This is a genomic window from Bacillus sp. FSL K6-1003 (assembly GCF_037964945.1).
GTDB classification, from domain to species: domain Bacteria; phylum Bacillota; class Bacilli; order Bacillales; family Bacillaceae; genus Bacillus; species Bacillus mojavensis.
Genome location: NZ_CP150176.1, coordinates 2,915,304 through 2,930,415, shown reverse-complemented (window position 1 = coordinate 2,930,415; position 15,112 = coordinate 2,915,304). Strand labels below are relative to the sequence as shown.

Here is a 15,112-nt window from a genome sequence, read left to right as displayed (position 1 = left end):
TTTGCGAAGCTATTAAGACTCCGCTGTATTTAAATCCTCATCCACAGGGTGCTTTTTGAAATAGTAAAGCAGTACATAAACGACAGCTGCGCCCAACACGGCGTAAACGAAGGTGAAAAACAGGAAAAGCACTCCGATCGAGCCTGTCGTCGTGACAACATCTGATGTCTTCAGCAGATGATAGATGACCCACGGCTGTCTCCCCGTACATGCGAAAATCCAGCCAAATTCAATACCAATCATGCTGAGAGGACCGGCTGTCATGAAAATCACCAGCAGCCAGGTTGGAAAACGATCTTTCTTTAATACTTTTCTCCAGACGACACCGATAATGGAATAAAGAATAAGAAGCATTCCGACACCAACCATCGCATTAAACAACGTGTGAATAAAAAGCGGCGGCCATTCGTCTCTCGGAAACGCATTTAATCCTTTTACAACAGTGTCAAAACTGTTGGCTGCCAAAAAGCTTAATGCCCACGGAATCTCGATTGCCCATTTCACTTTTTCCTCCTCCGGATCGGTAAATCCTCCGATTGCAAGCGGGGCATGGGATCTTGTTTCAAAAAGGCCCTCTGCTCCGGCGAGCTTTTCCGGCTGATATTCATGCAGCATTTGTGCTGATTCGTGCCCGTTTAAGGCTGTTATCAATGAAAAGATACCGCCGACCGTCAGCGCGAGCAGCAGGGCTTTACGGTGAAAGCGATAGACGTTTTCTTTTTTTCTGGACCGGATCATTTTGTATGCGGCAACAGAAGCAACGATAAAGGCTCCTGTCATGAACGCAGACAGAACGACATGGCCGGCGGTTACAAAAAAGCTTGGGTTAAAAAACGCGGCCCACGGATCAACATCAGTTATCTTTCCGTTTGTCATTTTAAATCCGGCTGGTGTTCCTTCAAAGGCATGGACATTCGTGATCAGAATCGCGGACGCCGCGGCCCCGATCAGCACAAAAACAACAGCGATAATCCTCATAACCGGCGATAAACGGTCTGCGGCATATACATAAATCGACATAAAAAGGGCTTCGATAAAAAAAGCGTAGATTTCAATTTGGAATGGCAGCGACATGACCCGGCCGACGACTTCCATAAAACCCGGCCATAAAAGCGCGAGCTGAGTACCGGCAATGGTTCCGGTCGGAATGGCGACCCCCAGCAAAACAGCCTGTGCTTTCGTCCATCTCTTCGCCATGATGGCATAATGGTCATCCTTCGTTTTTTGATAGATCAATTCAGCTATTAAAATCATGAGCGGCAGACCGACTCCCAAGGTTGCGAAAATGATATGAAAGCCCATTGTCGTACCAAAAAGACTCCTAGCCAAAACTAAATCATCCACAATAATAAACCACCTTTCACAAAACGATCTGTATGTAATATGGGTTTATTATTTGCTTCCTCGGTTAGATTATTCTTCCTGTTCTTAAAAGCTTGAGGTTTATGAAGCGAAAGATCGGGAAACATGTAAGGAGATTGACAAAATGTTTGTTAGGTTATAAAATAAAACGTAATTATTACGATTTAATAAGGAGAGATAGACATGAAGGAAGGAATTCATCCAAAGAATCACAAAGTAATATTTCAGGATGTAAACAGCGGATACCGCTTTTTGAGCAGGTCTACCAAAACATCGGAAGAAACAGCGGAGTGGGAAGATGGAAACACATATCCGGTTATTAAAGTAGAGGTAAGCTCAGATACTCATCCGTTTTATACAGGCCGCCAGAAATTCAATGAAAAAGGCGGAAGAGTCGAGCAGTTCAACAAAAGATACAACATGGGAAAATGAGGCAGCCGCAGGGCGTGCCTTTTTTTCTGGTCTCAACATCATGCCGGTAGGATGACGAAAGGCAGTGGCTGTGATATATTGGAGAAAAAAGACCGGAAAGGAATACCGCTATGAGTCTTCTCAATGATATTCTTGAATTTAATAAAACTTTTATTGAACATAAAGATTATGAAAAGTATCAAACATCAAAATTCCCAGATAAAAAAATGGCGATTCTTTCTTGCATGGACACTCGTTTGGTTGAATTGCTGCCGCATGCGATGAATATGCGAAATGGTGACATCAAAATTATAAAAAGTGCCGGTGCGCTTGTTACACACCCGTTCGGAAGCATTATGAGAAGTTTACTGGTAGCAGTGTACGAACTGAACGCCGATGAAGTCTGTGTAATCGGACACCACGATTGCGGCATGAGCAAAATCAGCAGCGAAAGCATGCTCAATAAAATAAAGGAAAGAGGAATACCGGAAGAACGCATCGAAACACTGAAGTACTCCGGAGTCGACTTTGATCAATGGTTTAAAAGCTTCGATTCAGTAGAAGCGAGCGTAAAAGACAGTGTGGACGTCATCAAACATCATCCGCTGTTCCCGGAAACTGTGCCTGTCCATGGTTTAGTCATTAATCCTGAGACAGGAAAACTGGATGTTGTCGTAAATGGCTATAACGATTAATCTTTGCGCTTTTTTTCTGGGACGGGGTCGACACCGCCCGGATGAAATGGATGGCATTTTAAAATCCGTATGAGAGTCAGCCATCCGCCTTTAAGGGCGCCGTGTGTTTTAATGGCTTCGATTCCATATTGTGAACAAGTCGGATAAAAGCGGCATGTTGGCGGCGTCAGCGGCGAGATGAATTTTTGGTACCCTCTGATCAGAGCAATAAATATGGTTTTCATGTGTCTTCAGCAACCTTTCTGATGCAAGTATAAGAAAAATAACGCGGTTTGAAAAGTTATTCGATAATTCTTATCGGAAAGGTATGTTATAATAAATATACATTTTAAAAAAAGGGAGAGTGCCATTATGCCTTCAGTAGAAAGTTTTGAACTTGATCATAATGCTGTTGTTGCCCCATACGTAAGACATTGCGGTGTGCATAAAGTAGGAACAGACGGCGTTGTAAATAAATTTGATATTCGTTTTTGCCAGCCGAATAAACAGGCAATGAAGCCTGATACAATCCATACCCTCGAGCATTTGCTTGCGTTTACGATTCGCACTCATGCTGAGAAATATGATCATTTTGATATTATTGATATTTCACCAATGGGCTGCCAAACCGGCTACTATCTTGTTGTCAGCGGTGAGCCGACTCCTGCGGAAATCGTTGATCTGCTTGAAGACACAATGAAGGAAGCGGTAGAAATTACCGAAATTCCGGCTGCCAATGAAAAGCAGTGCGGCCAGGCGAAGCTTCATGACCTGGAAGGCGCAAAACGTTTGATGCGTTTCTGGCTGTCACAGGATAAAGAAGAATTGCTAAAAGTATTTGGCTAAATAGAAAAAAGACCTTTTTGCTTTCGGGCAAAAAGGTCTTTTTTGTGACGGTGCAGATTTTGTATACCATTTGCTGTAAGCGTTTGCTACTATTGAGGTAAACACGAAAAGGGTGATGGAATGAAAAAGATGGTCGCTGCAGTACTTTTTTCTGCTGTTTTTTTATTGAATGGGTGCGGATCAGAGGAGAACAAAGCACATACAGCAGCTGAGACGCCTGAAGTATTAGATGTAAAACTCACCGGACCGGAAAAAGTGAAGCCGGGAGAGCATGCTGCTTATGAAGCGGCGGTTTCTTACGGAGATGAAGCGGTGACAGATGCTGATGAAGTGGAATTTGAGGTATGGAAAGACGGAGAAAAAAATGACAGCAAGATGTTTAAAGCCAAACAGGAAGATGGCGTATACCGATTTGAGACGGAGTTTAAGAAAGATGGCGTATACACTGTACAATCTCATGTAACTGCAAAAAAACAGCACAGCATGCCGACCTTAAAAGTCCAAGTCGGAGACGCCGATGCTGCCATCAAGAAACCTGAAGAAGATCAATCACACCATCATTGACCTTTTGGATCTGAATCGGGAGCATTTCCTTCTTGAGGAGGGTCAATCGTGTGCTTTACATTATAGGCTTTTACAGTCGTCCAAACGCTTATGAGCAAAACAGCCAGCACAATCAGAATACTTATCGTGATGAGAAGCGTCATGATTCCACCTCCCGTTTTCAATAATTGTAACATAGTGGAAGACATTGTGTCAGACGGGTAAAATAAAGGTTTTAGCGTACGATATGAAGGGTATACACTTAATATAAACAAGGAGGACGATAATATGTCAGAACAATTAATTCAAGCCGTGAACAAACAAGTAGCCAACTGGACAGTCATGTATGTGAAACTACATAATTATCACTGGTATGTAAAAGGAAAAGATTTCTTTACACTTCATGAAAAATTTGAGGAGCTTTATAACGAGACTGCAACTTATATTGATGATTTGGCAGAGCGTCTTTTGGCTTTGAACGGAAAACCGATCGCGACAATGAAAGAATCTTTGGAAACAGCTTCAGTAAAAGAAGCGAACGGAAACGAAACAGCAGAACAAATGGTTCAGAGTGTGTATGATGATTTTACAGTTATCGCGGAAGAACTGAAAAGCGGCATGGACTTAGCCGACGAGGTCGGAGACGAAACAACAGGGGACATGCTTCTTGCAATTCATCAAAATATTGAAAAACATAACTGGATGCTGAAAGCTTACCTTGGATAATAGAAAAGAAAGGCCGGATATCTCGTGAAGATGTCCGGTTTTTGTTTGCTCGCAAAAATAGGCGACAACTAGTCCATTTTTCTGAAAAATCCAATCCGTTCGGCATGCTTTCCATAGTATATGGTAAGGCCGTTTCTGTGAAAGGATGTTGGGATAAATGGATAGAGACTTTGGCATCTTTTCGTTAATTGCAGTCAGCGTTTCAGCAGCGGGGTTTTTCTTCGGAGGTTTTCAGTACTCATTCCTCATATTGCTGTCTCTTATGGCAATTGAATTTATCAGTACGACCTTGAAGGAAACAATTATTCACAAACTGGTGTTAAAGAAGGTTTTTGCCCGTTTTGTCAAAAAATTAGTTACGTTGGCTCTGATCTCTGTCTGCCACTTTTTTGACCAGCTGCTAAATACACAGGGATCGATACGTGACTTGGCCATTATGTTTTATATTCTTTATGAATCTGTGCAAATTGTTGTGACAGCCAGCTCTCTCGGTATACCCGTTCCGGAAATGCTTGTGGATCTATTAGAAACGCTAAAAAATAAATTCAGACGCAAACCGTAACTTTTAACTGTTCGCGGGTCATAATAAAGCCCAGAGCGCCAGTCATTTACACATTTTAACAAGAGATGGGGCCGAAAGCTGTACGAGCTGGTCTAACGTTTCAAATCCGGATGGCGCGCTGGGTTTCCCTTATTTTTTGATAAAAAGCTACCGAAGAAACGTAACTGTGGTATGATGTATGGAAGATAGCTAGGAACGGATTTGAGGGATAAACATGTACGAGTTTAAAGATTATTATCAGAATACTGTTCAGCTCTCCTTTGACAATCAGCCCTTTTCGGACAGCCCGAAGCATGTCTGGGTCATCTGCCGTTTTGGTGACAAATGGCTTTTGACAGAACATGAGGACAGAGGCTTTGAGTTTCCGGGCGGGAAAGTGGAACCGATGGAGTGCGCGGAAGAGGCGGCGCTTCGAGAAGTAAAGGAAGAAACAGGGGCGAGAGTGAAAAGCCTCAAGTATCTCGGACAGTATAAAGTTCTCGGAAAAGAAAAGGTTATTGTGAAAAATATATATTTTGCAGATATAGAGAAGCTTGAAAAGCAAGCCGATTACTTTGAAACGAAAGGACCGGTTCTGTTTCAAGAACTTCCAGAAAACCTGCCCCGTAATAAAAAATTCAGCTTTATTATGAAGGATTCTGTGCTTCCCATCAGTTTGAAAAAGCTGAAAGAAGCGGGATGGATCAACTAAAAACCCGGCTATCTGCCGGGTTTTTATGTTCTGCCCTTCGTCCATTTCTTCTCTAACAGTTCTACGCCCTGATACATCAGAGTGGCAAATATAGCAATAATCAACAAGCTTAAGAAGACGAGTGTAAAATTGAAGACTTGGAATCCGTAAATAATCATGTATCCTAATCCGACCTTTGAAACAAGAAATTCGCCTACGATGACACCGACCCACGATAAACCGACGTTTACCTTCAATGTTGAAATAATAGCGGGCGAAGATGCGGGAAGAATCGCTTCTTTAAAAATAACCCACTTGTTTGCGCCGAATGTTTTCATTACTTTAATATAGTTCTCATCCACCTCTTGAAAGGCGGTATAAACGACGATGGTTGTAATAATGACGCTAATGACCGCCCCCATCGCGATAATGCTGACAAAGCCGGGACCGAGCGCGACAATCAGGATAGGCCCGAGCGCCACTTTCGGCATAGCATTTAAAATGACCAGATATGGATCTAATATCCTGGCAAGCCGATTGGACCACCATAACAACGCGGCAAGACACGTGCCCAGGAAAGTCCCCAGCAAAAAGCCAAGCACCGTCTCAAATAAAGTAACGCCGATATGCGACAGCAATGAGCCGTCAGCAAGCTTTTCAATCAGTAAACGCCACACGGCTGACGGCGAGCTGAAGATCAGAGGATCAATCCAGCCCTGTCTGCTTGCGATCTCCCATCCGGAGAAAAAGAGGATAAATATCGCAAGCTGAAAAGAATGCACATTCCATTTCTCTTTTTTCTGTTTGAATTGAAATTGCTCATGAAGCAGATCAATTGTTTCTTTGCTGTTTCTCAAGAGAATTCAGCTCCTTCCATATTGTTTGAAACAGCGTCTGGAAGGATGGCTCCTGACGGGCGTCAAAAGGCATCATCGCAGCCAATTCTCTAGGGATTGTAAAAATTTGATGAATGGTGCCCGGCTGATTAGAAAATAAAAAGATGGTATCACTCATCGCAATCGCTTCCCCTATATCATGAGTGACAAGCACCGCTGTTTTTTGATACTCCTTTAATGTGCGGAAAACGAGGTTTTCCAAAGACAGCTTCGTCTGAAAATCAAGCGCGGAAAATGGCTCATCAAGCAAAAGCAGACTTGGGTTTGGGGCAAGAGTTCTTGCAAGCGCGGCCCGCTGCCTCATCCCGCCTGACAGCTCCTTAGGATATTTCTTTTCAACATCAACGAGACCCAGATCCGGCAAAAGACCAAGTGCTGCGGCCTTGTTTTCTTCAGTAAGTGTGTCGGCGATTTTCAAACCGAGGAGCACATTTTCCTCAATGGATTTCCAGGGAAATAAGTAATCCTGCTGAAGCATGTAGCCAATGTTATGTTCTTTTTGATTCGGCTCACGGCCTTCAATCAGAACTCTGCCTTCCGAAGGTTCGATCAGGCCTGCAATTATGGAAAGCAGTGTTGTTTTTCCGCAGCCGCTCGGACCGAGAAAGGAGATGAAATCGCCTTTATCGGCATCGAAATGAATGTCTTGTACGGCCGTCGTTTTTTCTTTCAAAGAAAAATAAGTATGGGTTACATGGTCGACATGTAAAAAAGACATAGATGGCGCCTCCTATTTTTCTGAGGTGACTTTTTCGGCGATTTGTTTGTTCACAAGTTCACTGTATGGAATATGCTTTGGCAGTTCACCTGACTGATCCATAATTGTTTGGAGCAGTTCCCATTCTTTTTCGTTGAGAAGTGGGTCTGGAGAATAAGAATGTTGTTTTTTGTAGCGTTCGATGGACATTTCGATGACATCTGGATCTGTATCGTCAAATTCATTTTTAATCGCTTCTGTAATGTCCTTTGCTGAGTGTTTACCTATCCACTGCTGGGCTTTATAAATAGCTCTCGTAAATTTGACGGCTGTATCTTCGTTTTTCTTTAAATAGCTTTGTTTTGCCATAAATGTCGTATAAGGAACCTGGCCTGATTCTTCTCCGAACGAAGCAACGATGTGACCAATGCCTTCTTTCTCAAAGAGTGAAGCAGTTGGCTCAAAAAGCTGGACATAATCACCGGTTCCAGAAGCAAAGGCATTGGATATATTGGCGAAGTCTATGTTTTGGATAAGGTCAATATCCTTTTGCGGGTCAATGTGATGTTGATTCAGCACATACTCGCCGACCATTTGCGGCATACCGCCTTTCCTCTGGCCGAGAAACGTCTTCCCTTTCAGCTGGTCCCAGTTGAAATTTTCGGCATCTTCCCTTGCGACAAGGAACGTTCCGTCTGTCTGTGTCAGCTGTGCGAAGTTAATGACAGGGTCTTTAGCTCCTTGCGCTTTGACATAAATGGATGTTTCTGATCCGACAAGCGCAATGTCCGAGCCGTTTGAAAGAAGCGAAGTCATCGTTTTATCGCCGCCCCAGGTCGTATTGACGTCAACATCAAGGCCTTCATCCTTGAAAAAGCCTTTAGATTCTGCAACATATAAAGGTGCATAAAAAATGGAATGGGTCACTTCGGCTACTTTTACTTTCGTGAGTGTTTCTTCCTGCTTGCAAGCACTCAGGGCAATGATGAGAAACACACTGCAAACGCAGAAACAGCCCAGCCTTAACCATTTGTTCACATGACAACCTCCTTATTTAGCATCAAGTTAATATCCTTTTTTGCTTTACATATCGTATGATGGGTATAAAAATGTGTGAATGCCTAATCCGGCGTTACAGGATTTATTTTTAAAGACAGGAAAGAATAAAGAAAAAGGAGGCGGGAGCATTGATTGTTGAGAAAAGAAGATTTCCGTCGCCGAGCAAGCATGTGCGCTTGTATTCCATCTGCTACCTTTCAAATGGCTTAAAAGTGAAAGGGCTGCTGGCGGAGCCGGCGGCACCTGGGCGATATGACGGATTTTTATATCTGCGCGGCGGCATTAAGAGCGTTGGAATGGTCAGACCGGGCCGAATTATCCAGTTTGCGTCCCAAGGATTTGTTGTATTTGCCCCCTTTTACAGGGGGAACCAGGGAGGAGAAGGCAACGAGGATTTTGCAGGAGAAGACAGAGAGGATGCTTTTTCTGCTTTTCGCCTGCTTCAGCAGCATCCTCAAGTAAAAAAGGGCAGAATTCATATCTTCGGTTTCTCCCGAGGCGGCATAATGGGAATGCTTACTGCGATTGAAATGGGACGGCATGCGGCTTCATTCGTTTCGTGGGGAGGCGTCAGTGATATGAATCTTACATATGAGGAGCGGCAGGATTTGCGCAGAATGATGAAAAGAGTAATTGGGGGAACGCCGAAAAAGGTGCCTGACGAATACAAATGGCGAACGCCTTTTGATCAAGTGAACAAAATTGAAGCCCCCGTTTTATTAATTCACGGAGAAAAAGATCAAAATGTTTCCATTCAGCATTCCTATTTATTTGAGGAGAAATTAAAACAGCTGCACAAGCCTGTAGAGACGTGGTATTACAGTACATTCACACATTATTTTCCGCCGAAGGAAAACCGGCGTATTGTGCGGCAGCTCACGCAATGGATGAAAAACCGCTGACGGTGAAATATGTTATGATATAGAAAAAAGAGAACGAAAGGGGATTTCAATTTGGGAATGCCTGTGGAATTTAATACATTAATTGTGACAAAAGGAAAAGAAGTTCGCATAGATGAAAATATATTCAGATTAGAGAAAGACGGGTATCGCATTTATCCGATGGAGATTCCGATGGATGTGAGCAAAACAAAGTCTGGTGAAAAGTCAGGCACAGCTGAAGTGCAGAAGCTTGAATGGACAGACGGGCGGACAATCATTACGTACAAGCTGACTTCCTTGCATACAGTCAATTAAAACAAGCCAAGAGCTGAATTGCTCTTGGCTTTTGCTTTTTAAACGAGTGGCCCGCCTGCTTGCGCAATGGCATCTGTATTTGTGAACTTTTTGAAGTTTTCTTTGAATTCGTTTGCCAGATACGCAGCCTTTTCTCTGTATTCCTCTTTGTTATTCCACGTGTTTTCCGGCTGAAGGATGTGATCGGGAACACCTGGAACATGAACCGGGATGTGCAGGCCGAAAATATCGTCAGTGGTCATTTGTACATTTTCTAATTTGCCTTCAATCGCTGCTTTTACCATCGCCCGTGTGTATGAAAGCTTCATGCGTTCCCCTGTGCCATAGCCGCCGCCGGTCCAGCCTGTGTTGACAAGGTAAACGTCTGCGCCGTGTTCGTCGATCTTTTTGCCGAGCATTTCCGCATATACATGAGCCGGGAGCGGAAGGAACGGTGAACCGAAGCATGTGGAGAATGTCGTCTCAGGAGACGTGACGCCGCGTTCGGTTCCGGCTAGTTTACTCGTATAACCGCTTAAGAAGTGGTACATAGCCTGCTCCTTCGTCAGCTTGCTGATTGGCGGCAGAACGCCGAATGCATCAGCCGTCAAAAATACAATCGCTGACGGGTGGCCCGCAATGCTTGGAGACACAATGTTGTCGATCATATGAATCGGGTAAGCAGCACGTGTGTTTTCTGTATAGAAGGAATCATCGTAATTGGCTTCACGCGTATCTTCATCTACAACAACATTTTCGAGAACGGATCCAAACCGAATTGCTTTAAAAATCTGCGGTTCTTTTTCTTCGCTTAAATGAATGCACTTGGCATAGCACCCGCCTTCGATATTGAAGACACCAGTGTCCGACCAGCCGTGTTCATCATCACCGATCAGTTTCCGGTCAGCATCCGCCGAAAGGGTGGTCTTTCCTGTTCCCGACAGGCCGAAGAAAAGCGCGACATCGCCTTTTTCACCGACATTAGCGGAGCAATGCATGGATAAAATATCTCGCTCAGGCAGCAGGAAATTCATGATGGAGAAAATCGATTTTTTCATTTCTCCGGCATACTCCGTTCCGCCGATTAAAATCGTCCGCTTTTCGAAAGAAACAATAATAAAGGTTTCTGAATGTGTGCCGTCTGTTTTTGGGTCCGCTTTGAAATGCGGAGCGGAAAGAATGGTAAACGGCTGTTCGACTGTTTTTTTATCATTGTCTTCTGGACGGATAAACAGCTGTCTGGCAAATAAATTGTGCCATGCAAATTCATTAACGACCGTGATCGGCAGTCTGTATTTTTCATCAGCACCGGCAAATCCTTCAAAAACAAACAGCTCATCTCGTTGTTTCAGATAGCTGACAACTTTCGTGTACAGCCGGTCAAATGCTTCCTCGGAAATAGGCTGATTCACCGGACCCCAATCGATCTTACTCTTTGTGCTTGCTTCTTCTACAATGAATTTATCTTTCGGCGAACGTCCAGTGTAAGCGCCTGTGGTCGCCCGGACAGCACCCGTGGATGTCAAAATGCCTTCGTTACGGGAAAGTACTTTTTCTGTAAGCTGAGCTGCAGATAAATTATGCTGCACATTAGGACTTGTTAATAAGGCTTGCAAATCAGCGGTTAAATCAACTGAGTTCATAAGAAACCTTCCTTTATCATTTTATTTGTGTGTTGCTAATTGTGAATTAGTATAACATATATTTTCAAATAGTCTATACTATTTATCGTTTTTTGTGTGTGCACTTCCATTGTTTTCCGCAATAAAGGCGTCTATTTCTCCTGATTCATATTGACATTGCAAACCCTTTTACGATAAGATATTTCATTGAGCGGATACTCTTATCCCGAGCTGGCGGAGGGACAGGCCCTATGAAGCCCAGCAACCGGTTTCTCTATTATTCATTATGTTCAAACTGCGTGAGACAACCAAGGTGCTAACCTGATGCAAGGTTGAATGATTCCTTGAGCGATAAGAGTGAAAGGCACAAAGACCAAACCCTTTCCTCGAACGGAAAAGGTTTTTTTATTTCATAAATATGCCAATTAACATCTCTAATATAAACGTAACATTGTATAAGAGGGAGCGAGTTCCGTATCATATATATAAGGTCTTTCGGGAGGCCTTGTGCAGGAGGAAGCAAATCATGAGTAAAAATCGTCGTTTATTTACATCAGAATCTGTTACGGAGGGGCATCCGGATAAAATCTGTGACCAGATTTCTGACAGCATCTTAGATGAAATTTTAAAGAAAGACCCTAACGCGCGTGTTGCTTGTGAAACGTCTGTGACAACTGGGCTGGTTCTTGTCAGCGGAGAAATCACAACTTCTACGTATGTTGACATTCCAAAAACAGTTCGTGAAACGATTAAAGAAATCGGATACACACGTGCAAAATACGGATTTGATGCGGAAACATGTGCGGTCCTGACATCAATTGACGAGCAGTCTGCTGATATTGCAATGGGTGTAGACCAAGCACTTGAAGCCCGTGAAGGCACAATGAGCGACGAAGAAATCGAAGCAATCGGAGCGGGTGACCAAGGTTTAATGTTCGGTTATGCGTGCAACGAAACGAAAGAGCTTATGCCTCTTCCGATTTCACTTGCTCATAAACTAGCCCGCCGCTTGAGTGAAGTGCGTAAAGAAGATGTTCTTCCTTACCTTCGCCCTGACGGCAAAACACAGGTAACGGTTGAGTATGATGAAAATAACAAACCTGTCCGCATTGACGCGATTGTTATTTCAACTCAGCACCATCCTGAAATTACGCTTGAGCAAATTCAGCGCAATATTAAAGAACATGTCATCAATCCGGTTGTTCCTGAAGAATTAATTGATGAAGAAACAAAATACTTCATTAACCCTACAGGCCGTTTCGTCATCGGAGGACCTCAAGGGGATGCAGGGCTTACAGGACGTAAAATCATCGTTGATACGTACGGCGGCTACGCACGTCACGGCGGCGGCGCGTTTTCTGGTAAAGATGCGACGAAAGTAGACCGTTCAGCTGCTTATGCTGCAAGATACGTTGCGAAAAACATCGTTGCGGCTGAGCTTGCAGATTCATGTGAAGTGCAGCTTGCTTACGCGATCGGTGTTGCACAGCCTGTGTCCATCTCAATCAATACATTTGGTTCCGGAAAAGCTTCAGAGGAAAAACTGATTGAAGTTGTTCGCAATAACTTTGATTTACGACCTGCCGGCATTATCAAAATGCTTGATTTACGCCGTCCGATCTACAAACAGACTGCTGCGTACGGCCACTTTGGACGCCACGATGTTGACCTTCCGTGGGAGCGTACAGACAAAGCGGAACAGCTGCGTAAAGAAGCGTTAGGAGAATAATTTTATAGCCGCTTACTGGTTAAGCGGCTTTCCCTTTTTTATCGATGTATCCATGTTTATTTTTTTACATAACTGTGAAACCAAATACTGTTCACAGCGTCTATAAATAGGGGTTCAATGATGACAATTTTAAATATGGAGGCAATACTATGTGTGGATTTGTCGGGGTTTTTAACAAGCATCCGTTAACTCAAACCGCTGATCAAGAAGAACTAATCAAACAAATGAACCAAATGATCGTTCACCGCGGTCCTGACAGTGATGGATATTACCATGATGAGCACGTTGGATTCGGATTCAGACGGCTCAGCATTATTGATGTGGAAAATGGCGGACAGCCTTTATCATATGAAGATGAGAAATATTGGATTATTTTTAACGGGGAAATCTATAACTATATCGAACTGAGAGAAGAGCTTGAAGCAAAGGGCTATACTTTCAACACAGATTCGGACACAGAGGTTCTTCTTGCGACTTACCGTCACTATAAAGAAGAAGCGGCTTCCAAGCTGCGCGGCATGTTTGCCTTTCTGATTTGGAATAAAAACGATCATGTGCTTTATGGAGCAAGAGATCCATTCGGCATTAAGCCGTTGTATTACACAACGATCAATGATCAGGTTTATTTTGCCTCAGAGAGAAAAAGTTTAATGGCAGCACAAAATGATATTGAAATAGATAAAGAAGCATTACAGCAGTATATGTCTTTCCAATTCGTTCCTGAGCCAAGCACGCTTGATATTGATGTGAAAAAAGTAGAGCCGGGTTCTCAGTTTACAATCCGCCCTGACGGCGATATCACATTCAAAACGTATTTCAAGGCGCGTTTCCAGCCTGTTCAGACGGAAGAAGATAAACTTGTCAAAGAAGTCAGAGACGCTATCTATGACTCTGTAAAAGTTCATATGAGAAGTGATGTGCCCGTCGGTTCATTCCTTTCAGGCGGAATCGATTCTTCGTTTATTGTATCCGTTGCGAAAGAATTTCATCCAAGCTTAAAAACATTTTCAGTCGGATTTGAACAGCAGGGCTTCAGTGAAGTTGATGTAGCGAAAGAAACTGCCGCTGCACTGGGCATTGAAAATATCAGCAAAGTCATTTCTCCGGAAGAATATATGAACGAGCTTCCTAAAATCGTATGGCACTTTGATGATCCGCTTGCAGACCCGGCTGCGATTCCATTGTATTTCGTGGCGAAAGAAGCGAAAAAACACGTAACGGTTGCGTTATCTGGCGAAGGTGCGGACGAGCTGTTTGGCGGATACAACATCTACCGTGAACCGCTTTCTCTTAAACCGTTTGAACGCATTCCGTCCGGCTTGAAAAAGATGCTTCTGCACGTAGCGGCGGTTATGCCTGAGGGAATGAGAGGAAAGAGCCTGCTTGAGCGCGGCTGTACACCGCTTCCGGAGCGTTATATCGGCAACGCGAAGATCTTTGAAGAATCCGTGAAGGAACAGCTGCTGAAGCACTATGATTCTAGCCTTTCGTATCGCGATGTGACGAAGCCTTACTTTACAGAAAGCAGCTCATACAGCGATATTAACAAAATGCAGTATGTCGATATCCACACTTGGATGCGAGGCGACATCTTGCTAAAAGCGGATAAAATGACAATGGCGAATTCTTTGGAATTGCGTGTGCCGTTCCTTGATAAAGTCGTATTTGACGTTGCTTCTAAAATTCCTGATGAATTGAAAACAAAGAATGGTACGACGAAGTATCTCCTTCGCAAAGCTGCTGAAGGAATTGTGCCGGATCACGTATTGAACCGCAAAAAGCTCGGTTTCCCTGTACCGATTCGTCATTGGCTGAAAAACGAAATGAACGAATGGGTGCGCAGCATTATTCAAGAAAGCCAAACGGACGCTTATATCCATAAGGATTACGTTCTTCAGCTTCTTGAAGACCATTGTGCCGACAAGGCTGATAACAGCCGTAAAATTTGGACAGTGCTCATCTTTATGATCTGGCACAGCATCAATATCGAAAAACGGTATATGCCTGAAGAGCTGAGCCATCAGCCTAAAGAAGTCATCTTTGTTTAACAGATAAGGCTTTCGATTCGTCGAAAGCCTTGTTATTATACCAGTATTTCTCCATCATCATTGATTACCCTGCACATTCGTGCAAAATATTC

The 15,112-nt window shown here is 43.5% G+C and carries 18 protein-coding genes and 1 riboswitch; of the genes, 11 read left to right on the top strand and 7 right to left on the bottom strand.

Going from position 1 to position 15,112, the window contains the following annotated elements; translation table 11 throughout:
* Window positions 1–12 precede the first annotated feature (12 nt).
* A complete protein-coding gene (locus tag NSU16_RS14980) occupies window positions 13–1,344 on the bottom strand; it encodes a cytochrome ubiquinol oxidase subunit I (RefSeq protein WP_010331594.1) in 1,332 nt (443 codons plus the stop codon).
* Window positions 1,345–1,545: 201 nt separating this feature from the next.
* On the opposite strand from NSU16_RS14980, the gene NSU16_RS14975 reads away from it, so the two are divergent.
* Window positions 1,546–1,794 (top strand): type B 50S ribosomal protein L31, encoded by a 249-nt coding sequence (locus NSU16_RS14975; RefSeq protein WP_010331593.1) that lies wholly within the window; start codon window positions 1,546–1,548, stop codon window positions 1,792–1,794.
* Window positions 1,795–1,904: 110 nt separating this feature from the next.
* Entirely contained in the window at window positions 1,905–2,468 is a 564-nt protein-coding gene (locus NSU16_RS14970; protein WP_010331592.1) for a carbonic anhydrase, read from the top strand.
* Here the strand turns inward: NSU16_RS14970 and yidD are convergent.
* Window positions 2,465–2,692 (bottom strand): membrane protein insertion efficiency factor YidD, encoded by a 228-nt coding sequence (yidD, locus tag NSU16_RS14965; RefSeq protein WP_010331591.1) that lies wholly within the window; start codon window positions 2,690–2,692, stop codon window positions 2,465–2,467. The two genes, NSU16_RS14970 and yidD, sit on opposite strands and share 4 nt — an antisense overlap.
* Window positions 2,693–2,819: 127 nt before the next feature.
* Between yidD and NSU16_RS14960 the strand changes: the two genes are divergently transcribed.
* A complete protein-coding gene (locus NSU16_RS14960; RefSeq protein WP_010331590.1) occupies window positions 2,820–3,293 on the top strand; it encodes an S-ribosylhomocysteine lyase in 474 nt (157 codons plus the stop codon).
* Window positions 3,294–3,413: 120 nt separating this feature from the next.
* Complete coding sequence (locus NSU16_RS14955) at window positions 3,414–3,857, top strand: FixH family protein (RefSeq protein ID WP_339191371.1); 444 nt, start codon at window positions 3,414–3,416, stop codon at window positions 3,855–3,857.
* On the opposite strand, the gene ytzI is transcribed toward NSU16_RS14955, so the two are convergent.
* Window positions 3,851–4,000 (bottom strand): YtzI protein, encoded by a 150-nt coding sequence (gene ytzI / locus NSU16_RS14950; protein ID WP_229146404.1) that lies wholly within the window; start codon window positions 3,998–4,000, stop codon window positions 3,851–3,853. The genes NSU16_RS14955 and ytzI overlap by 7 nt on opposite strands.
* A 124-nt stretch (window positions 4,001–4,124) precedes the next feature.
* Between ytzI and NSU16_RS14945 the strand changes: the two genes are divergently transcribed.
* The 3 genes from NSU16_RS14945 to ytkD all read left to right on the top strand — a co-directional run bounded on the left by NSU16_RS14945 (window position 4,125) and on the right by ytkD (window position 5,815).
* Window positions 4,125–4,562, top strand: a complete 438-nt coding sequence (locus NSU16_RS14945) for a Dps family protein (RefSeq protein WP_010331587.1) — start codon at window positions 4,125–4,127, stop codon at window positions 4,560–4,562.
* Window positions 4,563–4,719: 157 nt separating this feature from the next.
* On the top strand, window positions 4,720–5,124 hold the full coding sequence (locus tag NSU16_RS14940) for a holin family protein (protein WP_010331586.1): 405 nt from the start codon (window positions 4,720–4,722) through the stop codon (window positions 5,122–5,124).
* 214 nt (window positions 5,125–5,338) lie between these two features.
* Window positions 5,339–5,815, top strand: coding sequence for an RNA deprotection pyrophosphohydrolase (gene ytkD, locus NSU16_RS14935; protein WP_168748590.1), 477 nt, complete (start codon window positions 5,339–5,341; stop codon window positions 5,813–5,815).
* A gap of 23 nt (window positions 5,816–5,838) precedes the next feature.
* Here ytkD and NSU16_RS14930 read toward each other — a convergent pair whose 3' ends face one another.
* The 3 genes from NSU16_RS14930 to NSU16_RS14920 are packed head-to-tail and all read right to left on the bottom strand — an operon-like array spanning window position 5,839 to window position 8,425.
* Window positions 5,839–6,651 carry an ABC transporter permease gene (locus tag NSU16_RS14930; protein WP_168748589.1) on the bottom strand — a complete coding sequence of 271 codons (813 nt, stop codon included), beginning with the start codon at window positions 6,649–6,651 and terminating at the stop codon, window positions 5,839–5,841.
* A complete protein-coding gene (locus NSU16_RS14925; RefSeq protein ID WP_339191369.1) occupies window positions 6,626–7,408 on the bottom strand; it encodes an ABC transporter ATP-binding protein in 783 nt (260 codons plus the stop codon). The genes NSU16_RS14930 and NSU16_RS14925 overlap by 26 nt, the downstream gene beginning before the upstream one ends.
* A gap of 12 nt (window positions 7,409–7,420) precedes the next feature.
* Window positions 7,421–8,425: an ABC transporter substrate-binding protein gene (locus tag NSU16_RS14920; protein ID WP_339191367.1), complete on the bottom strand. Its 1,005-nt coding sequence runs from the start codon at window positions 8,423–8,425 to the stop codon at window positions 7,421–7,423.
* Window positions 8,426–8,574: 149 nt separating this feature from the next.
* On the opposite strand from NSU16_RS14920, the gene NSU16_RS14915 reads away from it, so the two are divergent.
* Complete coding sequence (locus NSU16_RS14915) at window positions 8,575–9,348, top strand: prolyl oligopeptidase family serine peptidase (RefSeq protein ID WP_168748588.1); 774 nt, start codon at window positions 8,575–8,577, stop codon at window positions 9,346–9,348.
* Between the two features lie 51 nt (window positions 9,349–9,399).
* A complete protein-coding gene (locus NSU16_RS14910) occupies window positions 9,400–9,642 on the top strand; it encodes a DUF2584 domain-containing protein (RefSeq protein WP_010331580.1) in 243 nt (80 codons plus the stop codon).
* Window positions 9,643–9,680: 38 nt separating this feature from the next.
* Here NSU16_RS14910 and pckA read toward each other — a convergent pair whose 3' ends face one another.
* Complete coding sequence (gene pckA / locus NSU16_RS14905) at window positions 9,681–11,264, bottom strand: phosphoenolpyruvate carboxykinase (ATP) (RefSeq protein ID WP_268447726.1); 1,584 nt, start codon at window positions 11,262–11,264, stop codon at window positions 9,681–9,683.
* A 197-nt stretch (window positions 11,265–11,461) separates the two neighbouring features.
* Window positions 11,462–11,601, top strand: a riboswitch (SAM riboswitch).
* 168 nt (window positions 11,602–11,769) lie between these two features.
* Between pckA and metK the strand changes: the two genes are divergently transcribed.
* Both metK and asnB read left to right on the top strand, forming a co-directional pair.
* Window positions 11,770–12,972, top strand: coding sequence for a methionine adenosyltransferase (gene metK, locus NSU16_RS14900; protein WP_010331578.1), 1,203 nt, complete (start codon window positions 11,770–11,772; stop codon window positions 12,970–12,972).
* Between the two features lie 149 nt (window positions 12,973–13,121).
* Window positions 13,122–15,020 (top strand): asparagine synthase (glutamine-hydrolyzing), encoded by a 1,899-nt coding sequence (asnB, locus tag NSU16_RS14895; RefSeq protein ID WP_010331577.1) that lies wholly within the window; start codon window positions 13,122–13,124, stop codon window positions 15,018–15,020.
* Window positions 15,021–15,112: the final 92 nt, after the last annotated feature.